21 protein-coding genes are annotated in these 19,385 nt (G+C 70.8%); 10 read left to right on the top strand and 11 right to left on the bottom strand.

Annotated elements, in window-relative coordinates:
• The first annotated feature begins 149 nt into the window (after nucleotides 1-149).
• From C8E83_RS02545 to C8E83_RS02535, 3 genes are all read left to right on the top strand, one after another.
• Nucleotides 150-1,250 carry an LLM class flavin-dependent oxidoreductase gene (locus tag C8E83_RS02545; protein ID WP_121368290.1) on the top strand — a complete coding sequence of 367 codons (1,101 nt, stop codon included), beginning with the start codon at nucleotides 150-152 and terminating at the stop codon, nucleotides 1,248-1,250.
• A 118-nt stretch (nucleotides 1,251-1,368) separates the two neighbouring features.
• Complete coding sequence (locus tag C8E83_RS02540) at nucleotides 1,369-1,842, top strand: SRPBCC family protein (RefSeq protein ID WP_121368289.1); 474 nt, start codon at nucleotides 1,369-1,371, stop codon at nucleotides 1,840-1,842.
• Entirely contained in the window at nucleotides 1,842-2,306 is a 465-nt protein-coding gene (locus C8E83_RS02535; protein WP_121368288.1) for a MarR family winged helix-turn-helix transcriptional regulator, read from the top strand. The genes C8E83_RS02540 and C8E83_RS02535 overlap by 1 nt, the downstream gene beginning before the upstream one ends.
• A 31-nt stretch (nucleotides 2,307-2,337) precedes the next feature.
• On the opposite strand, the gene C8E83_RS02530 is transcribed toward C8E83_RS02535, so the two are convergent.
• The 6 genes from C8E83_RS02530 to C8E83_RS02510 all read right to left on the bottom strand — a co-directional run bounded on the left by C8E83_RS02530 (nucleotide 2,338) and on the right by C8E83_RS02510 (nucleotide 7,512).
• Nucleotides 2,338-3,588, bottom strand: a complete 1,251-nt coding sequence (locus C8E83_RS02530) for a flavin-containing monooxygenase (RefSeq protein WP_281270834.1) — start codon at nucleotides 3,586-3,588, stop codon at nucleotides 2,338-2,340.
• Nucleotides 3,589-3,597: 9 nt separating this feature from the next.
• A complete protein-coding gene (locus C8E83_RS19800; protein WP_245981368.1) occupies nucleotides 3,598-3,843 on the bottom strand; it encodes an NAD(P)-binding protein in 246 nt (81 codons plus the stop codon).
• A 91-nt stretch (nucleotides 3,844-3,934) separates the two neighbouring features.
• Nucleotides 3,935-4,930: an aldo/keto reductase gene (locus C8E83_RS02525; RefSeq protein ID WP_121368287.1), complete on the bottom strand. Its 996-nt coding sequence runs from the start codon at nucleotides 4,928-4,930 to the stop codon at nucleotides 3,935-3,937.
• Entirely contained in the window at nucleotides 4,930-5,652 is a 723-nt protein-coding gene (locus C8E83_RS02520; RefSeq protein ID WP_121368286.1) for a carboxymuconolactone decarboxylase family protein, read from the bottom strand. Before C8E83_RS02520 ends, C8E83_RS02525 begins: the two co-directional genes overlap by 1 nt.
• A gap of 112 nt (nucleotides 5,653-5,764) precedes the next feature.
• Nucleotides 5,765-6,514: an alpha/beta fold hydrolase gene (locus C8E83_RS02515; RefSeq protein ID WP_245981367.1), complete on the bottom strand. Its 750-nt coding sequence runs from the start codon at nucleotides 6,512-6,514 to the stop codon at nucleotides 5,765-5,767.
• A gap of 59 nt (nucleotides 6,515-6,573) precedes the next feature.
• Complete coding sequence (locus tag C8E83_RS02510) at nucleotides 6,574-7,512, bottom strand: SDR family NAD(P)-dependent oxidoreductase (protein ID WP_121368284.1); 939 nt, start codon at nucleotides 7,510-7,512, stop codon at nucleotides 6,574-6,576.
• 93 nt (nucleotides 7,513-7,605) lie between these two features.
• Between C8E83_RS02510 and C8E83_RS02505 the strand changes: the two genes are divergently transcribed.
• On the top strand, nucleotides 7,606-8,232 hold the full coding sequence (locus tag C8E83_RS02505) for a TetR/AcrR family transcriptional regulator (RefSeq protein WP_121368283.1): 627 nt from the start codon (nucleotides 7,606-7,608) through the stop codon (nucleotides 8,230-8,232).
• Between the two features lie 44 nt (nucleotides 8,233-8,276).
• Here the strand turns inward: C8E83_RS02505 and C8E83_RS02500 are convergent, their stop codons facing one another.
• Nucleotides 8,277-8,870 (bottom strand): TetR/AcrR family transcriptional regulator, encoded by a 594-nt coding sequence (locus tag C8E83_RS02500; protein ID WP_121368282.1) that lies wholly within the window; start codon nucleotides 8,868-8,870, stop codon nucleotides 8,277-8,279.
• Between the two features lie 117 nt (nucleotides 8,871-8,987).
• On the opposite strand from C8E83_RS02500, the gene C8E83_RS02495 reads away from it, so the two are divergent.
• Nucleotides 8,988-9,908, top strand: a complete 921-nt coding sequence (locus C8E83_RS02495) for a C40 family peptidase (RefSeq protein ID WP_121368281.1) — start codon at nucleotides 8,988-8,990, stop codon at nucleotides 9,906-9,908.
• Between the two features lie 81 nt (nucleotides 9,909-9,989).
• On the opposite strand, the gene glpX is transcribed toward C8E83_RS02495, so the two are convergent.
• From glpX to C8E83_RS02480, 3 genes are read right to left on the bottom strand one after another with little or no spacing between them, the layout of a single operon-like run.
• On the bottom strand, nucleotides 9,990-10,994 hold the full coding sequence (glpX, locus tag C8E83_RS02490; RefSeq protein ID WP_121368280.1) for a class II fructose-bisphosphatase: 1,005 nt from the start codon (nucleotides 10,992-10,994) through the stop codon (nucleotides 9,990-9,992).
• A complete protein-coding gene (locus C8E83_RS02485) occupies nucleotides 10,991-12,505 on the bottom strand; it encodes a glyceraldehyde-3-phosphate dehydrogenase (protein ID WP_121368279.1) in 1,515 nt (504 codons plus the stop codon). The genes glpX and C8E83_RS02485 overlap by 4 nt, the downstream gene beginning before the upstream one ends.
• The gene (locus C8E83_RS02480; protein ID WP_121368278.1) at nucleotides 12,505-14,427 is read right to left on the bottom strand and encodes a phosphoenolpyruvate carboxykinase (GTP); all 1,923 of its coding nucleotides are present in this window, start codon (nucleotides 14,425-14,427) and stop codon (nucleotides 12,505-12,507) included. The genes C8E83_RS02485 and C8E83_RS02480 overlap by 1 nt, the downstream gene beginning before the upstream one ends.
• Before the next feature lie 121 nt (nucleotides 14,428-14,548).
• Here C8E83_RS02480 and C8E83_RS02475 point away from each other — a divergent pair, with 121 nt between their 5' ends.
• From C8E83_RS02475 to C8E83_RS02455, 5 genes are all read left to right on the top strand, one after another.
• Nucleotides 14,549-15,991, top strand: a complete 1,443-nt coding sequence (locus tag C8E83_RS02475; RefSeq protein ID WP_121368277.1) for a helix-turn-helix transcriptional regulator — start codon at nucleotides 14,549-14,551, stop codon at nucleotides 15,989-15,991.
• 131 nt (nucleotides 15,992-16,122) lie between these two features.
• Entirely contained in the window at nucleotides 16,123-16,416 is a 294-nt protein-coding gene (locus C8E83_RS02470; protein WP_121368276.1) for a heparan-alpha-glucosaminide N-acetyltransferase domain-containing protein, read from the top strand.
• 6 nt (nucleotides 16,417-16,422) lie between these two features.
• A complete protein-coding gene (locus C8E83_RS02465; protein ID WP_121368275.1) occupies nucleotides 16,423-17,340 on the top strand; it encodes an acyltransferase family protein in 918 nt (305 codons plus the stop codon).
• Between the two features lie 59 nt (nucleotides 17,341-17,399).
• Nucleotides 17,400-18,167: a helix-turn-helix transcriptional regulator gene (locus tag C8E83_RS02460; RefSeq protein ID WP_121368274.1), complete on the top strand. Its 768-nt coding sequence runs from the start codon at nucleotides 17,400-17,402 to the stop codon at nucleotides 18,165-18,167.
• Nucleotides 18,164-18,976, top strand: coding sequence for a Fic family protein (locus C8E83_RS02455; protein ID WP_121368273.1), 813 nt, complete (start codon nucleotides 18,164-18,166; stop codon nucleotides 18,974-18,976). The genes C8E83_RS02460 and C8E83_RS02455 overlap by 4 nt, the downstream gene beginning before the upstream one ends.
• Here the strand turns inward: C8E83_RS02455 and C8E83_RS02450 are convergent.
• On the bottom strand, nucleotides 18,973-19,353 hold the full coding sequence (locus C8E83_RS02450) for a hypothetical protein (protein WP_121368272.1): 381 nt from the start codon (nucleotides 19,351-19,353) through the stop codon (nucleotides 18,973-18,975). The genes C8E83_RS02455 and C8E83_RS02450 overlap by 4 nt on opposite strands.
• Nucleotides 19,354-19,385: the final 32 nt, after the last annotated feature.

Genomic DNA, 19,385 nt, shown 5'->3' with positions numbered 1-19,385 from the left:
ATGTTCACACCATGAACACCCGACCGGGCGACCCGACGACGCTGCCGTCGGCGTGCGCGCACCTGGCCTGGGGCACCGGGCAGATCGCCCACGGCACCTGAACCGCCTTTCCTCCCCCGACCCCCCTCACCCGCCAGGAAAGGCACCCCATGCACTTCGGCATCTTCATGCCCACGACCAACGACGGCTACATCCTCTCCAAGGCCGTCCCCTCCTTCACGCCGACCGTGGCGATGAACACCGACATCGCCCACGTGGCGGAGGAGACCGGCTACACGTTCCTGCTCAACATGTCGAAGCTCCGCGGCTACGGCAACGGCGACGGGTTCTGGGATCAGAGCCTCGACCCGATGGGTCTCTCCGGGCTCCTGATCCCCGAGACGAAGACCCTCGAGATCTGGGGCTCCGTGGCGGCCCCGACCCTCCACCCGTCGATGGCCGCGCGCATGGCCGCGACCTACGACGACGCGTCGGGCGGGCGCTTCGTGCTCAACGTCGTCGCCGGCTGGAACAAGGCCGAGTACGCCCAGATGGGGCTGTGGCCCGAGGGCTACATGGAGTCGCGGTACGACTACAGCCGCGAGTACATCCGGATCCTGCTCGAGCTGTGGGCCACCGGCCGCTCGAACCGGAAGAGCGAGTTCTTCCAGCTCGACGACAGCCTCGTGCAGCCCCGCCCGGCCCACGGCGTGCGGATCGTCGTGCCCGGCCTGTCGGCGAAGTCGCAGGCGATCACCGCGGCCTACGCCGACTTCAACTTCGTGCAGGGCACCTACGAGGAGGTGAAGGCGGCGCGCGCCGGGCTGCTCTCAGCGACCGCCGAGACCGGCAGGAACGTCGACAGCGCCGCGCTCTACGGCGTCATCGCGGCCGAGACCGACGACGCGGCCATCGAGCAGTTCTACGAGATCTGCCGCGAGGTCGACTTCGACAACGCGCAGGGCCTCATCGTCGCCGGGCAGGCCGACACCGTCGGCACCGCGTCGAACCGGCTCAACGGGCTGACGCACGACATCCCCGAGGTGGTCTTCCCCGAGGATCGGGCGGCGATCGTGTACCACCCGGCGCTCTTCCACCCGCACCTCGTGGGGTCGTACGAGCGGGTGGCGGCGTTCTTCCGCCACCTCGAGTCCGACGGCGGGGTGGGGCGGACGGTGCTGTCGTTCCCGGACTTCACCACCGACGTCGAGACGTTCGGGCGGCGCGTCATCCCTCTCGTGAACGCGGCCGCGCCGGCTCCTGCCGCCTGACCCCGCGCCCTTACCGACACTTTCGATAGAAAGTGTCGGTAAGGGGCCTTCGCTCTCTTGACCGCGGCCGAACGCCCGTCATATAGTAAGCGCACTTATTAGTTGATGGGAGAACACCATGTGGACCACCTCGCACACCGGCACCACCACCGCCTCACCCGCCGCTGTGTGGGCGATGATCGAGGCGCTGCACTCGGGCACGAAGATCGGCCCCGAGTCCGACACGTTCGAGCTGCACGGCCCGTTCGCCGTCGGCACCACGCTCACCGTGACTCCGCAGGGGCAGGATCCCATGGAGTCCACCATCACCCACGTCGAACCTGAGCGCGTCTACGCCGACGTCACCGTCTACGGCGACATCACCCTCGCCTTCCGGCACGACCTCGCACCCCTGCCCGGCGGCGGCACGACTGTCACCCACACCCTCGTCATCGACGGCGCAGGATCCGACAGCGTCGCGCCCGAACTCGGCCCGCAGATCAGCGCCGACTTCCCCGCCGCCCTGGCGGAGCTGTTCGCGGCCGCCGAGCACGGCGCCCCGCTGACCGACTCGAGCGAGAGCCCCGCCGCCGTCGCGCCGGCCGAGGCGTGATGGCCCGCTTTGAGACCGCCTTCCCGGAGTCGGCCGGCAGCCCCGGCCTCGCCCTCTGGCGCGTCACGAACGTGTGGCAGCGCCAGATCAGGGCCGCTCTCGCGCCGTTCGACCTGACGCACGTGCAGTTCGTGCTGCTGGCGTCGCTGGCGTATCTCGACCGTGCGCCCGACCTCGACGGCGTGGCCGCCCCGGTGACGCAGCGCGACCTCGCCGCCCACGCGGGCACCGACGTGATGATGACGTCGCAGGTGGTCCGGGCGCTCGAGGCGAAGGGGCTCGTCACCCGTGCGAAGCATCCGGGCGACGGTCGGGCAGTCGCGCTCGAGCCGACCGAGCGGGGCGTGGCGCTCGCGAACCAGGCGAACGGTGCCGTCGAGGCCGCCGACGCGGCGTTCTTCGGAGTGCTGCCGTCGGACGATCTCGCGGGCATCGTGCGGGCCCTCGGAGCTCTCAGCCACTGACCGTCAGGGGCTGACCGTCAGGGGTCGACCGTCAGGCGCCGACCGTCTCGCGCTGCCCGGCGCCCCGCGGCCTCACCGGCGTCCGCGCGAACGTCAGCCCGCGACCGACCGGCACCGCGACGGCGTCGAAACTGTCGCGGAGGTAGTTCTGCGTCAGGTTCCACGGCGCCGAAGCCGCCCGCCTCGGCAGGAGGTGCGCTGAGCGAGCGAGGTACCCCGACGTGAGGTCGAGCAGGGGCAGCGGCGGCTCGCCCTCGGGCGGCGCGTCGGGCACGGCGACGGTCAGCCCATGCCGGTCCAGATGCTTCAGGAGCCGGCACACGAACCTCGTCGACAACTCCGCCCGCAGCGTCCAGGTCGAGTTCGTGTAGCCGACGCACAGCCCGAAGTTCGGCAGTCCGCTCACGAGCACCCCGCGGAAGAACCAGGTCTCGCCGATGTCCACCGGCGCCCCGTCGACCTCGACGGCGATGCCGCCCGCAGGCTTCACGGCGAGACCGGTGGCCGTGACGATGGCATCGGCCTCGAGCACGCGGCCCGACGTCAGACGGATGCCCGTGCGCGTGAAGGTGTCGATGGTGTCGGTGACGATCTCGGCTCCTGCGCCCACCGCCTCGAAGAGGTCGTTGTCGGGCACCATGCACAGCCGCTGGTCCCACGGCTCATACGGCGGGTCGAAGAGGGTGCCGGCGTCGGCGCCCGGCGGCAGGGCCCGCCCGGCGAGCCCGGTGAGCGCCCGGCGGGCCAGCCCGGGCGCACGGCGGCAGGCCTGGTAGATGCCGAAGGCGACGAGGGCGTTCTTGGTGCGATTCGCGCGATGCGCGGCCTGAGGCGGCAGGAGCGCGCGGAGGGCGTCCGAGGTGGGGTCGACCCGCGGCAGAGACAGCACGAACGACGGCGTGCGCTGGAGCATCACGACGCTGCGGGCCGTGCGCGTGAGCTCGGGGACCATGCTCACCGCGGTCGCCCCGCTGCCGACGACGACCACGCGGCGGCCGCCGACGTCGTAGCCGTCGGGCCAGTGCTGCGGGTGCAGGACGTCGCCGGCGAAGTCGGCGAGCCCGGACAGGTGGGCGTCGTAGGGCTCGTCGTAGTCGTAGTAGCCGCTGCAGACGTAGAGGAACGAGGACGTGAGGGTCCGCTCGTCGCCGCCGGGAGGCACGACCGTCGTGCGCCACACCGCGTCGTCACTCGACCAGGCGGCTCGGAGCACCCGGTGCCCGAAGCGGATCCGGTCGGTGACGTCGAACTCGTCGGCGGTCTCGCGGACGTAGTCGAGGATGTCGGCGCCCTAGGCCATCGACTCCGGGCGCAGCCACGGGCGGAACGAGTAGCTCAGCGTGAACATGTCGGAGTCGCTGCGGACGCCGGGGTAGCGGAAGAGGTCCCAGGTGCCGCCGCTGCGCTCGCGCGCCTCGACGATCGCCCACGTCTTGCCGGGCAGCTCGCGCTGCAGGAGGCACGCCGCACCGATGCCGGACGCCCCGGCGCCGACGATGAGCACGTCGACGTAGTCGCTGTCGAACGGGGTCTCCATGCCGGCCTCCCGGGCCGCGCCTCACGCGGCGTTGCACGGCAGTATCCTCCTGCCGGCGCGCCGCGGCTAGAGTCGCGTGCGGCCCGGGCGGTCAGAGGTTCGTCTGCGCCTCGAGGAAGTCCGGGTAGCGCCCGCCGACGATCTCGATCGAGTCCGAGAGCGCGGTCAGCCGAGCCACCTCGTCGGCGGTGAGCTCGAGATCGGCAGCGGCGCTGTTCTCCTCGACGCGAGCGAGCTTGGTCGTGCCCGGGATCGGGACGATCCATGGCTCCTGCGTCAGAAGCCACGCGAGCGCGACCTGGCCGGGCGTCGCACCTCTCTCGGAGGCGATCGCCCGCACCCCGTCGACGAGCGCGACGTTCTGCTCGAGCGCCGCCGGCTCGAAGCGCGGGATGCTGGCTCGCAGGTCGGCGCCCGGCTCGAAGGTGCGCGACGCGTCGATCGTGCCGGTGAGGAATCCCTTGCCGAGCGGACTGAACGGCACGAAGCCGATGCCGAGCTCACGGCACGCGTCGAGCACGCCCTCCTCGGGGCGCCGCCACCAGAGCGAGTACTCGCTCTGCACGGCGGCCACGGGTGTGACCGCGTGCGCACGGCGGATCGTGTCGGCGGCGGCCTCCGACATGCCGTAGTTCTTCACCTTGCCGGCGCGGATCAGGTCGCCGACGGCTCCGGCGAACTCCTCGATCGGGTAGTCCGGGTTGACGCGGTGCTGGTAGTAGAGGTCGATCGCGTCGACGCCCAGGCGCGTGAGCGAGCCCTCGACCGCCGTGGCGACCTCGTCGGGGCGCAGCATCCGGCCGGTGACCCGGCGCGTGTCGGGGTCGATGTGGTTGGCGAACTTCGTCGCGATCACCACCCGGTCGAGGTCCGCGGCGAGGCCCTCGCCGACCAGCTCCTCGTTCGCGTGCAGCCCGTAGATCTCGGCGGTGTCGAAGAACGTCACGCCCAGGTCGAGAGCGGAGCGCAGGAGCCCGAGCATCTCGCCGCGGTCGGGGTCCTGGCCGTATCCACCCGTCATCGTCATGCAGCCGAGGCCGACGGCGGAGACCTCGAGGCGGTTCGGGCCGAGAGTGCGTGTCTTCATCAGGACTCCTTCGTCGAGGCGGGTGCGACCTCGTTGACGGCGGCGAGGCCGTTCAGGGTGCGGGGGTAGCCGATGTACGGCACGAGCACGGTCAGCACGTCGAGCAGGTTCTGCCGCGTGTTGCCGACGTTCACGTTCGCCGTGACGTGACCGCGCACCTGGGCGTCGGCGCCGCCGAGCGCGACGAGCAGTGCGAACGTGATGAGCTCGCGCTGCCGCACGCCGAACCCGGTGCGCGTGTAGTAGTCGCCGAAGCAGTTGGCGGCCAGGAACTCCTGGAAGTGCATCGCATCGGCAGGAGCCGCGGACCGCATCCCGGCGAGCCTCTCGGCGCCGACGATCTCCCCCTGCTTCGCCAGGCCGAGCTCGGCTCGGGTGTCGGGCGTGGTCTTGGACTGGCCGGGCAGCGGGAGGTCGATGCCGCGTGCGGCGAGCTCCTGGTTGATCGCGAAGAGGAAGTCGACGACGCGGGCGATGCCGACGTAGGCGACCGCCTGGTAGGCGACCTCCTTGACCTCGACGGGTGTGACGCCCGAGTCGAGCGCGAGCTCGAGGAGGGCGCGGAACTCCGAGACGGCGCCGACCGAGATCGTGGCGGCCAGCTGGTAGACGAGCCGGTCGTGCTCGTCGAGCGAGGAGTGCTCGAGGATGTCGCCGAAGGCGAACGCGCTGTAGAACGACCAGAACTCGGGGTCGGTCGAGGCGAGGGGGCTGGGTGTCATGCCTCGACACTACGAGCGCCGCGCCCGTCGAGGGATGCCCTGGTGGTACACCCTTCGGCGCGGCCGTCGCCTGTCTGCCGTCGCCCGTTGTCCGTCGTCCGGCGCCCGTCGTTCAGAGCGACCGCAGGATCCGCGAGAGCTCGCTCGCGACGAGGTCGGGCCGCGACAGGAACGGGTGGTGCCCGGTCGGCAGCTCGACGGCGTGGGTCGCCCGCGCCGCGTGCCGACGTTGCAGACCGACCGAGGTGCCCATGTCGTCGAGGCAGACGAGCGCCGTCGACTCCCGGCCCTGCCACGCCGCGCCGGTCGTCGGCGTCGCGAACGCGCCGAAGCCCTGGGGCACGACCCGACTCCACGCCTCGGCCGGCACGGACTCGTCCGGCACGTCGTTCAGAAACCGAGCCGCGAACGCCGCCTCGTCCAACCCGTCGACGCGCACACAACCGTCTTCCGTCATCGCGACCCGCACCGGGTCGGGCTCGTCGGCCATGATCCCGCCCTGCGCCTCGCCGGTGTCGGGCAGATACGAGCTGATGTAGACGAGGTGCCTCACGGCCGGGTGGTCGGCCCCCTCGGCGATCACGGTGCCGCCGTACGAGTGCCCGACGACGACCGCTTCGTCGAACTCGTCGAGCGTGTCGCGCAGCGCCGCGGCGTCGTCTGCGAGGCCTGCCGAGCCCGCAGGAGCCGCGGTCTCGCCGCACGACGGCAGCAGCACCGCTCGGCTAGTCACCCCACCCTCCGCCTCGAGCCGCTCGGCGACGGGGCGCCACCACCACTCGCCGTCGCGCACCAGGGCTCCGTGGACGAACACGACTCCGCGCATCCTGCCGCCTTTCTCGTCGTCACCCCAGTCAGCCACACGGGAGGCGCTCGGGCGCGACGTTCTGCTCAGGGCGGATCGCCGCCGGCCGGCGTGGTTCAGTAGGCGACGCCGCTGAGCCGCTCGGACTCGGCCCAGAGCGCGGCGCGGAGGGCGTCGTCGTCGGCCTGCGCCGGCAGCCGCACGAACCCGGGCGCCCCGCCGAGCTCGAACGGGCCGGTCGGCGCGACGAACGACATCGGCGTCGCCTCCGGACTCGTCGCGGCGAACGCGATCGGGTCGGCGACGCGGTCGAGCGGCTGGCCGACGGCGCGCATGATGACCTGGCCGACTCCGCGGTAGACCCGGCTCGTCGAGTACTGCTGGATGCCGGTCCGGGCGGTGCCCGGGTGCACCGGCACGCTGAGGACGCGCGCCGGGTCGACGTGCCGGTTCAGTTCGACCGCGAAGAGGACGTTGGCCAGCTTCGAGTTGCCGTAGGCGGCCATCGGCGCGTACCGGGGATTCTCGCGCTGGAGGTCGTCGACGTCGAGTCGCGCGGTGCGGGCCGATTGGGCGCTCACCGTGACGACCCGGGCGGGCCGCCCGGCGCCCAGGGCCGGCAGCAGGAGTCCGGTGAGAGCGAAGTGGCCGATGTGGTTCGTGCCGAAGTGCATCTCGATGCCGTCGGCCGTGAGTCGGCACTCGGGGATCGCCATGACGCCGGCGCAGTTCACCAGCAGGTCGATCGACGGGGTCATCCCCAGGACATCGTCGGCGAAGCCACGCACCGAGCCGAGGTCGGCGAGGTCGAGGGGGCGCCAGTCGACGCCGTCGCTGCGCGTGGTCCGCCCCGCGCGCCGGGCGGCCGCGCGCACGCTGTCGACGGCGGCCGTCGCCTTCGCCGCGTCGCGCGCACCGATGATCACGCGTGCTCCCCGTTCGGCGAACACCTCCGCCGTGCGCAGGCCGATGCCTCCGGAGCCGCCGGTCACCACGACCGTCCTGTCGTCCTGGGGGCCGAGATCGTCGCGGGTCCAGCGGGTCGTGCGCGCCATGGTCTCTCCTTATGAATGAGCGTTCAATAAGTCCGACCCTAAGTCGTGGCGCGCCTGCTGTCAAATGATCGTTCATTTACTAGACTGGGCTCCATGCGCGAACGCAATCCCGACGACAAGAAGCGCCGACTCCTCGACGCCGCCCTCACCGAGTTCGCCCGCAGCGGCCTCGCCGGCACCCGGATCGACACCATCGCCTCGCGGGCCGCCTGCAGCGCCGGTCTCGTCTACACCTACTTCGGCAGCAAAGAGGCCCTCTTCGACGCCGTGCTCGCCGACATCTCCGAGCGCACCGTGGCCGAGGTCGCTCTCGATCCTGCCGACCTGCCCGGCTACGCTCGCCGGCTCCACGAGGCCGGCGTCGAGCACCCCGACGTGCAGCGCTTCGCCACCTGGTACCAGCTCGAGCGCACGGGCGGCCGCTCGACGGCGACAGACGAGGCGATGTCGAGCAAGATCGAGGCGATCCGACGGGCGCAGGAGCACGCCGACACTCCCCCGGCCCCCGACGCGGCGCCTGCGACCCTCGACCCCGCCCTCGACCCCGCCGCCCTGGCCCTCGCCGTCCAGGCGCTCGCACGCATGTGGTTCACGGAGCCCGAGGCGGTCACGGCCGTCGTCGACCCCGAGCACGACGAGGCGTACCGGAGTCGGGCCGTGGAGGCCGCCGCCGCCGCCCTCGTCGCGGGAGCCCGCATCGAGGCCTCCGGCGCCCGCTGACCCCGCGGCACCGCTGACCCCGCGGTTGCCTCACCCGTGCCGGGCTACGCGCCCTCGGACCACCCGAAGTGCAGGAAGCCGACGGCGCGGTCCCACGCGGTGAGCAGGTCGACCGTGTCGAGCATCGTCGACTGCACCTGCAGGCCCTCGTAGAGCGCGATGAGCTGCTCGGCGGCGAACCTCGGCGACACCGTCCGGGGTTCCCGCTTGGCGACGATGTCGCGGGTGAAGAACAGGGTGACGTCCTGCATGAACTGCGCGTAGCTCGACCGGTACCAGCCGTTCGCGGCGTGGTTCTCGTCGGACGCCGCACCGATGAAGGCCAGCCGGGTGCGGACCATCGCAGGATCCGAGGCCGCCGCCTCGACGAGGCTCCGCACGTAGGCGACGGCCCCGTCTCGCTCGGCGATCAGCGCCTGGTCGCGGCGGATCACGCCCACCCACCCGTCGATGATCGACACCATGAGGAGGTCCCAGATCGGGAACGCCGACTCCACCTCGGCGACCTCGAGGTCGGCCTGCCGGGCGATGTCGTCGAGCGTGACCGTCGAGTGGCCGGTCGCCCGGATCGCGTCGATGCCGGCGTCGACGATCCGGCGTCGCAGGTCGGCGGTCTCAGCGGCGTCGAGAGAGGGCATGGGAAGTTTCTACACCACCCGCGGGTGACCCTGGCGCCGCCGCGACGTCGCCCGCCCGTTCGGGTGCCACGAGAAGGGGGGCTCGTGGCCCCCGAGCCCCGTCCGTACCGTGGAGGCATGACTTTCGAGGGCTCAGGACGACACCGCGCCGCGCCCTCCCGACGCCACCGCGCCGAGCCGGCACGCCGCCAGCTCTCGCTGCCGACGCCGTCGTTCGACCTCCCGCGGGTGTCGGGCGCCGCCTTCCGTCGCGCCGCCATCACCTCATCGGCCGTCGTCGCCGTCGCGGGGCTCTCGCTCACGATGACCGTCCCCGCGAACGCCGCCGCACTGCCCACGGCACACACTCACTCCCGCATCGCGCCGCGTGTCGTGGCTCCTAAGGCCCAGTCGTACACGGTTCCGGCCACCGCGACCGAGACAGCGTCGACGGCCCGCGACGGCTTCACCGCGACCGCTCCGGCGGTGCTCGCCGCGAAGCAGGCGGCGGCGCAGTCGGGTGCGGTGCGCAAGTCGGCGGCGATCGCCGCGATCCTGGCGGCCCCGGTGTCGTCCATCTCGTACTCCGCGGTCGCGGCGGCGAGCGAACCGAACACGAGCACGACCGGTGACGGCTCGACCGGTGTCACCGTGACCACCACGGGCACGGTCGCCGATGTCGTCGACCCGGCCACGCTCAAGGGCGCCTCGGCCACCGCCGTCGGCATCGTCGCGGCGGCCACCCAGTACGTCGGCAAGGTGCCCTACGTCCACGACGGCGCGGACCCCAAGACCGGTTTCGACTGCTCCGGCCTGGTCATGTACGTCTACGCGAAGTACGGCATCGCCGTGCCGCATGACGTCGACGGCATCGCCGCCCTCGGCACCCCGATCGACGTGAAGAACGCCAGGCCCGGCGACCTCGTCGTGTACCCGCACCAGCACATCGGCATCTACATCGGCGACGGCTACATGGTCGACGCTCCGAACGTGGGTCGCGACGTCGAGGTGCAGAAGGTGTGGGGCACGCCCGTCTACGTGCACATCGACGGCGCCTAGCTGCTGGCCCCCGCGACAAAACGCGACACCTGCGACGTTCTGAGACGTCGCAGGTGTCGCGTTTTGTCGCCGTGACCGGGGTCAGTCCTCGCCGTACCACTTCGACTCGAGGTGGTCGGCGATCACGCGACGCTGGGTGCCCGAGTGCGAGCGCAGGATCAGCGACTCCGTCCGGATCATCCCGTTGCTCCGCTGCACCCCCGCGACCAGCGCCCCGTCCGTCACACCCGTCGCCACGAAATACGTGTTGTCGCCCGTCACCAGGTCGTCCTGGTCGAGGATCCGGTCGAGGTCGTGGCCCGCATCGAGGGCCTTCTGCCGCTCCTCGTCGTCCTTCGGCTTCAGCCGACCCTGGATCACACCTCCGAGGGCCTTCACCGCGCACGCCGTGATGATGCCCTCCGGCGTGCCGCCGACACCGACGCACATGTCGATCCGCGAGTCCGGGCGGGCGGCGTTGATGCCACCGGCCACGTCACCGTCCAGGAGCAGACGAGTGCCGGCTCCTGCAGCCCGAATGTCGGCGATCAAACCGGCGTGACGGGGACGGTCGAGCACCGCGACGACGATGTCGCCCACGGTCACGCCTTTGGCGTCGGCGAGGCGTCGGATGTTCTCGCCGATCGGGAGGTCGAGGTCGATGAGCCCGCGCCCCTCGGGGCCGGTGACGATCTTGTCCATGTAGAACACGGCCGACGGGTCGTACATCGAGCCCCGGTCGGAGACGGCGATCACCGAGAGTGCGTTCATACGGCCGGCGGCCGTCAGGGAGGTCCCGTCGATGGGATCGACGGCGATGTCGCAGGAGGGCCCGTTGCCCGTGCCGACGTGCTCGCCGTTGAAGAGCATCGGCGCATGGTCCTTCTCGCCCTCGCCGATCACCACGACGCCGTCGAAGTCGACCGTGCCGAGGAACTTCCGCATCGCATCGACCGCCGCCCCGTCGGCCAGGTTCTTCTCACCGCGGCCGATCCACGGAGCGGAGCGGATGGCCGCCGCCTCCGTGGCGCGGACGAGCTCCATGCCGAGGTTGCGATCGGGATGCGTGAACAGGGTGGCGGGTGCGACGGGGTCGAGCAGGGTCATGCGGTGACGCCTTCCTTCAGTGCGGTGGCGCGAGGCGCCGGGATCGTGACGCTGTCGCCGCCGACCATCTCGCGCAGCACGCGCACGACCTGACGGCTGTAGCCCGACTCGTTGTCGTACCAGACGTAGAGCACGACGTGGCCGTCGCCGGTGCCGATGGTCGCCAGACCGTCGACGACTCCTGCGCGCCGGGATCCGCGGAAGTCCGTCGACACGACCTCGGGCGACTCGATGTAGTCGATCTGGCGACGCAGGGGCCCGGAGAGCGACGACTCCCGGAGCACGGCGTTCACGTCGTCGCGTGACACGACCGTCTCGAGCGAGAGGTGCAGGATCGCGAGGGAGACGTTCGGGGTCGGGACGCGCACGGCGTTCGCGGTGAGACGACCGGCGAGCTCCGGCAGCGCCTTCTCGGCGGCCTTCGCCGCGCCCGTCTCGGTGATCACCATGTTCAGCCCGGCGGCGCGCCCCCGGCGGTCGCCCGAGTGGAAGTTGTCGACGAGGTTCTGGTCGTTCGTGAACGAGTGGACCGTCTCGACGTGCCCGTGCCGGATGCCGAAGCGATCCGACATCACCTGCAGCACGGGCACGATCGCGTTCGTCGTGCAGGAGGCGGCGCTGACGATCGTCTCGCCCGAGGCGAGCTCGTGATTGATCCCGTGGACGACGTTCGGCACGTCGCCCTTGCCCGGTGCGGTGAGGATGACGCGCGAGGCTCCCGAGCTCTGGAGGTGCTGTGAGAGCCCCGCGCGGTCCCGCCACCGGCCCGTGTTGTCGACGACGATCGCGTCATGGATCGCATGCGCTGCGTAGTCGACCTCGGCCGGCGAGTCCGAGTAGAGGAACTGGATCCTGGTGCCGTTGGCGATGATCACGTCGTTCGCCTCGTCGACGGTGATCGTGCCCTCGAACGGCCCGTGGATCGAGTCGCGGCGGAGCAGGCTGGCGCGCTTGACGATGTCGTGCTCGCCGCGGCGCTTCACGACGACGGCGCGGAGTGCGAGCGTCGATCCCGCGCCGGCCCGCTCGATGAGGATGCGGGCGAGCATGCGGCCGATCCTGCCGAAGCCGTAGAGCACGACGTCCTGCTTGGACGACGGCGACGAGGCTGCGGCGGCGGCCTCCACGGCTGCCGCGGCGGGCCGACCGGCGAGGAAGAACTCGTCGCGCAGGTAGTCGGCGAGGGTCGTCCCGCCGCCCTCCTGCCGGAATCGCTGTGCGAGCTCCGCGACGTCGACGGAGGCGGGCCCGAGGTCGGCGCGCGCGAGCTCGGTGAGCACGGCCAGCGTCTCGACCAGAGGGACCTCGGTCTCCTCCACCCGGCGCGTGAAGCGGTGGGCTTTGACGATGCCGATCGGCGACTGGCCGAGCAGGGGCTGACCGTGGAGCGACACGACCACGCCCGACTCGCGGTGCAGGCGGCCGATGATCGGGATCATGCTCTCCGCCGCCGCGAGGCGGTCCGACCAGGCGAGCTCGAGGGTGTCGTCGAGCTCGTCGCGCGCCGCCATCAGGCCGCCGCCTCGTCCGACTCGCGCGCCGCCAGCGAGCCGCCCGCCGACTCGACCAGCGTGCGGGCGGCGTGGATGCGCGCCTCCCGCTGCAGCTCGTACCGCAGCGACCGCAGCACGCCGCGGAGGTCGGGGTGGACCCGCTCGCCGAACGTATCGAAGAACTCCTCGGTGAGGCCGAGCTCGTCGAGCCAGGCGTCGGCGTCGATGTGGAAGAGCTGCTCGAGCGCGTCGTCCGAGACGTCGATGCCGTCCAGGTCGAGATCGCCCGGACGCGGCAGGCGGCCGGCGGGCGACTCGACGAACGCGACCTCCTTCTCGACCCGGCGGATGATCCAGTCGAGCACGCGCGAGTTCTCGCCGAAGCCCGGCCAGAGGAAGCCCCCGTCGTCGCCCTTGCGGAACCAGTTGACCTGGAAGATCGCAGGAGCCCTGCGACCGAGCTCGCGGCCGACGTCGAGCCAGTGCGACCAGTGGTCCGCCATGTCGTAGCCGCAGAACGGCAGCATCGCGAACGGGTCGCGGCGCAGCTCGCCGACCGTCCCCTCGGCGGCGGCCGTCTGCTCGGACGAGATGGTGGCGCCGAGGAAGACGCCGTGAGTCCAGTCGCGCGCCTGCGCCACGAGCGGGAGGTTCGTCGCGCGGCGACCGCCGAAGAGGATGGCGTCGATGGGCACCGACTCGTGCGCGTCGGCGGCGAGCTGCGGGCAGTTGTCGAGGGAGACGGTGAAGCGCGAGTTGGGGTGCGCCGCGGGGGTCTCGGATCCTGCGACCCAGTCGTCACCCCGCCAGTCGATGAGGTGCGCCGGCGGTTCGTCGGTGAGGCCCTCCCACCAGACGTCGCCGTCGTCGGTGAGGGCGACGTTCGTGAAGATCGTGTCGCTCGCGACGGTGTCGATCGCGGTGGGGTTCGACGTCGGGCCGGTGCCGGGGGCCACGCCGAAGAATCCCGCCTCGGGGTTGATCGCGTGGAGCCGCCCGTCGGAGCCCTTCTTCATCCAGGCGATGTCGTCGCCGATGGTCTCGACGCTCCAGCCCGGCAGGGTCGGCTTGAGCATCGCCAGGTTCGTCTTGCCGCAGGCGGAGGGGAACGCGGCGGCCACGTGGTAGCTGCGGCCCTTCGGCGAGTTCAGGCGGATGAGCAGCATGTGCTCGGCGAGCCAGCCCTCGTCGCGGGCCATCACCGACGCGATGCGGAGGGCGAAGCACTTCTTCGCCAAGAGGGCGTTGCCGCCGTAGCCCGAGCCGAACGACCATATCTCGCGGGAGTCGGGGAACTGGGCGATGTACTTCATCTCGTTCGACGGCCACTCGACGTCATCGCGGGTCTGCCCGTCGGCGTCGACCAGCGGATAGCCGACGCTGTGCAGGGTGGCCACCCACGGCGTGCCTGCCTCGATCTCGCGGAGCACGCGGGCTCCGACACGCGTCATGATCGCCATCGAGAGCACGACGTAGGGACTGTCGGTGACCTCGACGCCGAGGCGGGTGAGCTCCGAGCCGTCGGGCCCCATCGCGAAGGGGACGACGTACATCGTGCGACCCCGCATGCTGCCGCGGAAGAGGTCGGTCAGCTCCTGCTTCATCACGGACGGCGCCCGCCAGTTGTTCGTCGGGCCGGCGTCGGCCTCGTCGATCGAGCAGATGAAGGTGCGGCTCTCCACGCGCGCGACGTCGTCGTCCGACGTGCGGGCGAGGTAGCTGTTCGGGCGCTTCACCGGGTCGAGGGCGATGAGCTTGCCCTCGGCCACCATCTCAGCGGTGAGGCGCTCTCGCTCGGCGTCCGATCCGTCGCACCACACGACGCGGTCGGGCTGCGTGAGGGCCGCGATCTCGGCCACCCAGGCGTCGAGACGGACTCGCGGGGCGCCGGCCACGACGTTCTCGGTCGTGCGGTAGCGCGGATTCGGATTGCTGATCATCGATGACCCCTCCAAGAAGATCGGGCTGCTTCGCCCTGCGCTTTCATCCTTCGGCGGTTTGCGCGGATCCTGCGAAGAAATCACTGGAAAGAATCGACGATCTTTCGCTATCGTCAAGCACATGGCACTCGATGGCGATGTCTCCACCCTCGGTCACCGGATCCGGCACTACCGCACGGCCCGGTCACTCACCCTCTCCGACCTCGGCGAGCAGGTCGGCATCTCGCCGAGCCAGCTCTCCCTTCTCGAGAACGGCCGACGCGAGCCCCGGGTCTCCCTGCTCGGGCGCATCGCCGAGTCGCTCGGCGTCACGACAGCCGACCTGCTGCGGCCCGAGGCCCCCGACCCGCGCTCGGCCCTCGAGATCGAGGTGAGCAGGATCCAGGCGGGGCAGCTCTACGGCTCCCTCGGCCTCCCGCAGATCAAGCCGACCGCGGGCACCCCCTCCGAGACGCTCGAGGCGATCGTCGGGCTGCACCGGGAGCTCGAACGGCGAGGCCGGCTCGCGATCGCGACGCCGGAGGAGGCGAGGCGCGCGAACACGGAGATCCGGCTGCGCATGAGGGCGGAGGACAACTACATCCCCGCGATCGAAGAGGTCGCAGAGGACTTCGTCCGCCGCAGCGGCCACGTCCGCGGCGCCCTCTCGCACCGGTCGGTGCAGGTCATGGCCGAGGAGCTCGGGTTCTCGCTCGTCTACGTGAACGACCTCCCCCACTCCGCCCGCTCGGTGACCGACCTCGCGAACGGCCGCATCTACCTGCCGCCGGCCTCGATTCCCGGCGGCCACGGCCTGCGCTCGATGGCACTGCAGGCGATGGCGCACCGGGTGCTCGGACATCAACGGCCGGGCGACTACGCCGAGTTCCTGCGGCAGCGGCTCGAGATCAACTACTTCGCCGCGTGCTGCCTCATGCCTCGCACGGCGGCGGTCGCGTTCCTCACCGAGGCGAAGAAGGAGAAGAACCTCTCGGTCGCCGACTTCCGCGACGCGTTCGGCGTGACGCAGGAGTCCGCCGCCCTGCGCCTCACCAACCTCGCCACGTCGCACCTCGACCTCACGATGCACTTCCTGCGCATCACCGACGACGGCGCGATCCAGAAGGCGTACGAGAACGACGGCCTGCCGTTGCCGGTCGACGTGACCGGGGCGATCGAAGGCCAGATCGTGTGCCGCAAGTGGAGCGCCCGAACGGCGTTCGACCGCGACAACGGCACCACCGAGCTCTACCAGTACAACGACACCCCGGCCGGCACGTTCTGGTGCTCGACGCAGACCGGCACGACGGCCGACGGGGCGTTCTCGATCACGACCGGCGTGCCGTTCGCCGACGCGAAGTGGTTCCGGGGGCGCGAGACGACCTCGCGAGGGGCCTCGACCTGCCCGGACGAGTCGTGCTGCCGACGGGCACCCGCGTCGTTGGCGGAACGCTGGGAGGACCAGTCGTGGCCGAGCGCACGGCTGCACGCGCACATCCTGTCGCCGCTGCCCACCGGGACGTTCCCCGGCATCGACGACTCGGAGGTGTACGAGTTCCTCGATCGGCACGCCGCGTCGGTCTGAGCCCCGCCGCGCGCGACAAAACGCGACACCTGCGACGCGTCTCGGCGTCGCAGCTGTCGCGTTTTGTCGCCGGGGGCCAGCCCCCCGTTCGGGGCCTGTCCCCTTTTCTGAGGACACCTTAAGTTTAGGGCGTGACCCCACCCGAAGCGGCCCGAACCGCTGACCCGGAGGGCGCGCGCACCGCCGCGCCCGCATCGCCCCACACCTCGACCGTCGCCGCCCCGCGCCGGTTCGAGAACCTCGACGGACTCCGAGGCGTCGCCGCGCTGATGGTGCTCGTCTACCACGCCGTCATGGTCGTCCCGCAGTTCTCGAACCCCGAGTTCACCGGGCGAGGTGCCGGCTCCTGGGCCTGGTTCGACTACTCGCCGCTGCGCATCGTGCTCTCGGGCACCGAGGGGGTGCTCGTCTTCTTCATCCTCTAGGGCTTCGTGCTCACGCTGCCGGTGCTGCGCGCGGCGAAGTTCGCCTGGCGCGCCTATTACCCGTCGCGGCTGCTGCGCCTGTACCTGCCCGTCTTCGCGGCGATCGTGTGGTGCCTGCTCGTCATCAGCGTGCTGCCCCGCCAGGTGCTCGCGCACGACCCCGCGGCCTACATGCAGGATCACGCCGAGGGCATCAACCTCCTCAAGATCGCCCGCGACGCCGTGCTCCTCGACGGGGCGAACAGCATCGACGGGCCGCTGTGGTCTCTCCAGTGGGAGATGTGGTTCTCCCTGCTCCTGCCCCTGTACGTGTTCGTCGCCGTGAAGCTGGAGCGCGGCTGGCTGCAGATGGCGTTCGTGCTCTGCGCCGTGAGCGCCCTGGGGACCGTCGCCGTCGCCAGCCACCCCAGCCTCGAGTACATGCCCGCGTTCGGCATCGGTGCCCTCTTCGCGGCGGCGCTCCCCCGCGTCACCGGGCTCGCCGACCGCGTCAACCGGCAGCCCGGGCGGCGCACGGCCGTCACCTGGGTCGCTCTCACCGTGGTGGCGTCGCTGCTCATCACGGCGCGGTGGACGCTCGCCCCGGTGTTGCCCGCGCGGCTCCTGGGCGTCACCGCCTTCCCGGTGCTGCTCGGCGCGGCCCTCTTCGTCTTCATCGCCCTGGGGAGCGCCGGAGCCCGCCGATTCCTCACCACCCCCGTCGTCCGGTGGCTTGGCATGATCTCGTTCAGCCTCTACCTGACCCACGAGCCGATCGTCGTCGGCGTCGCGCAGCTGCTGCCGCGCGGACTCGAGGACTGGTCGGGCATCATCTCGGTGCCGCTCTCCCTCGTCGTCGGCTGGGCGTTCTACCGCGTGGTCGAGAAGCCCGCGCACCGGTTCTCGCAGTGGGTGAAGCAGCGACTGACGCCCGTCGCCGCGTAAATCCACCTTGTCAAGGACCTTCCGCGCTACAGTGTACTCAATCGAGTACAGGAGGAAGCATGTTCGGCGACGATCTGCGTGACGCCCGCGAGCGCGCCGGCGTCTCGATCGCCGAGCTCGCCGAGCGGTCCCACACGTCTCGTGCAGCCATCACCGACTACGAGACCAACCGCAAGCAACCGCGCATCGACACCGCCGACCGGATCCTGCGCGCCCTCGGCCGTACGCTGGCGCCCGTCTCGCTCGCAACCGAACCCGCCTCGTGGCGTCCGCCCCTCGATGTCGACGCCGTCGCCGCCATCGAGACGGCCCGCGTCGGCCGCGAGACGTCGATCGCCCGAACTCGCCGCGAGACCGCAGAGATCGTCGAGGCGTATGCCACCGCCGAGCGACTCGACCTGACCTGGGGCGCGATCAAGACGATCGTCGACGGCTGGTCGGTCGCCGGCGACCCCGTGGATGTTCGGCGCGCTCAGCTGATCGCCCGCTCGATCCGTCAGACGCTTGATGCCGCCGGAGCCGCCGAGCCCCGCGCCCTCACGGCCGTCGTGAACGGCTCGCTCGTCGCCGACAGGCCGACGCTGGCGCCCGTGGCGCGAGCCCTCGACTGGCTCGCGCGAGCCCTCACGGCCGGGGCGGACGCCACTCTTGCCTCCACACGTGCGAACGGGCTCCTGGTCCACCACGGCTACGCGTGGGTCTATCCCCCCTACCGCCTCGCGGCGGAGTACCGCCGCGCACTCGTCGTGTGCGCGGACGGCGGCGACGCAGGGCCGCTGAGCCGCGTCCTCGCGGCCAGCATCGACGACGTCCGGCTCGCGTCGTGAGTGAGTCGACGGTCGACTGGGACGCCCTGCTCGCGCGGTTTCCGTCGGCTCCTGCTGACGTCATCGCCGTCCCCGAGCCCTCCTGGGACCTCGACGGCATCGACATCGAACGTGCCACCCAGCGAACCGTGCCCGAGGTCGTCGCCCGTTTCCGCGACCGGCAGACCGGCGCCGTGTTCAACGACGCGTGGCTCGAAGGGATCTCGTACACCGAGCCCGAGATCGTCGAGGTCATGGGAGGCACGCATGTGCCCGGGCACACCGAGGGCGAGGAGTTCCAGGTCCGCGACATGCAGCGGGCCGTGGGCTTCCTCATCGATCGGGTGCAGACGGGTGAGATCGAGCCGGGCCAGCAGATCTCCGACGACCTCCACCTGTTCATCTCGGCGCATCTCGGCTTGAAGTCGACGGCCTTCCGGGGCGATCAGCGTGCGCAGTACGAGGGGCCGCTCGTCGCTCTCGGCCGCGGCGAGCGGTTCCGCGCCCTAGACGCGCGACTCACGCACGGCGTCTTCGATGCGGGACTGCGCAGGATCCTCGCGATCGAGCATCCGGTGCTCCGCGGTGCCACGTGGGCGGCCTTCGCCGCCTACGAGCAGTTCTACCTCGACGGCAACAAGCGCACGGGCCGGTACGTCATGAACGCGGTCCTCCTGTCGCACGGCTTCGATGCCATCCTCGTGCCCGCAGCCCTCAAGGCCGACTACGAGGACGTCGTCGTGGCCGCGCTCCGGTCGGGCGACCTGACCGATCACGTCGCATTCCTCGTCGGTCTGTACCCGGGTGCGGCCGGCGTGGGGCCAATTTAATTCAGGCTGCGCAGCCTTCGGCTGAGTTTGCGCTGGATGCTCCGGAGGATGCCAATAGTCGCCTCGTCCGAGAAACCCGTTGTGATGCTCCAGTCCCAACCGGAACCCCAACGATCGCTGACGAAGACGACCTCGACAGCAAAGAGAATCCGGTGCCAGTCCGTCGCCGTCATCGATTCCTGCGCTTGCAGCAGTTTCCTCAGGTACTCGCCCGAACGCCACAGGTCATTCTTGTCAGCGAATCCGAGCATCACAGCCAAGGCGTCCGTCGGTCGGGCCGGTCCTCCCCATTCGTTCAGACCGCGCCTGAGCAGCGCCCGTTCTTCGCCGGTGAGGTCGAGATCGAAAGGTAGCTCATATCCCGTGATGTTCGTCATGAATCGCCTCTTCGTCGTCCTGTCATGAGTGA

The sequence above is a fragment of the Frondihabitans australicus genome (assembly GCF_003634555.1).
GTDB classification, from domain to species: Bacteria; Actinomycetota; Actinomycetes; order Actinomycetales; family Microbacteriaceae; genus Frondihabitans; species Frondihabitans australicus.
Note: the sequence above shows the minus strand (reverse complement) of the source record. Positions and strands in the feature narration are given on the sequence as shown.

Bases quoted from the DNA above. Each gene is read 5' to 3' on its own strand.
- C8E83_RS02545 (WP_121368290.1), top strand. From the start codon at position 150: ATGCACTTCGGCATCTTCATGCCCACGACCAACGACGGCTACATCCTC.
- C8E83_RS02485 (WP_121368279.1), bottom strand. From the start codon at position 12,505: ATGGCGGCGCGCGACGAGCTCGACGACACCCTCGAGCTCGCCTGGTCG.
- C8E83_RS02525 (WP_121368287.1), bottom strand. From the start codon at position 4,930: ATGAAGACACGCACTCTCGGCCCGAACCGCCTCGAGGTCTCCGCCGTC.
- C8E83_RS19800 (WP_245981368.1), bottom strand. From the start codon at position 3,843: ATGGAGACCCCGTTCGACAGCGACTACGTCGACGTGCTCATCGTCGGC.
- C8E83_RS02475 (WP_121368277.1), top strand. From the start codon at position 14,549: ATGGCACTCGATGGCGATGTCTCCACCCTCGGTCACCGGATCCGGCAC.
- C8E83_RS02505 (WP_121368283.1), top strand. From the start codon at position 7,606: ATGCGCGAACGCAATCCCGACGACAAGAAGCGCCGACTCCTCGACGCC.
- C8E83_RS02535 (WP_121368288.1), top strand. From the start codon at position 1,842: ATGGCCCGCTTTGAGACCGCCTTCCCGGAGTCGGCCGGCAGCCCCGGC.
- C8E83_RS02510 (WP_121368284.1), bottom strand. From the start codon at position 7,512: ATGGCGCGCACGACCCGCTGGACCCGCGACGATCTCGGCCCCCAGGAC.
- glpX (WP_121368280.1), bottom strand. From the start codon at position 10,994: ATGACCCTGCTCGACCCCGTCGCACCCGCCACCCTGTTCACGCATCCC.
- C8E83_RS02540 (WP_121368289.1), top strand. From the start codon at position 1,369: ATGTGGACCACCTCGCACACCGGCACCACCACCGCCTCACCCGCCGCT.
- C8E83_RS02460 (WP_121368274.1), top strand. From the start codon at position 17,400: ATGTTCGGCGACGATCTGCGTGACGCCCGCGAGCGCGCCGGCGTCTCG.
- C8E83_RS02450 (WP_121368272.1), bottom strand. From the start codon at position 19,353: ATGACGAACATCACGGGATATGAGCTACCTTTCGATCTCGACCTCACC.
- C8E83_RS02495 (WP_121368281.1), top strand. From the start codon at position 8,988: ATGACTTTCGAGGGCTCAGGACGACACCGCGCCGCGCCCTCCCGACGC.
- C8E83_RS02480 (WP_121368278.1), bottom strand. From the start codon at position 14,427: ATGATCAGCAATCCGAATCCGCGCTACCGCACGACCGAGAACGTCGTG.
- C8E83_RS02500 (WP_121368282.1), bottom strand. From the start codon at position 8,870: ATGCCCTCTCTCGACGCCGCTGAGACCGCCGACCTGCGACGCCGGATC.
- C8E83_RS02520 (WP_121368286.1), bottom strand. From the start codon at position 5,652: ATGACACCCAGCCCCCTCGCCTCGACCGACCCCGAGTTCTGGTCGTTC.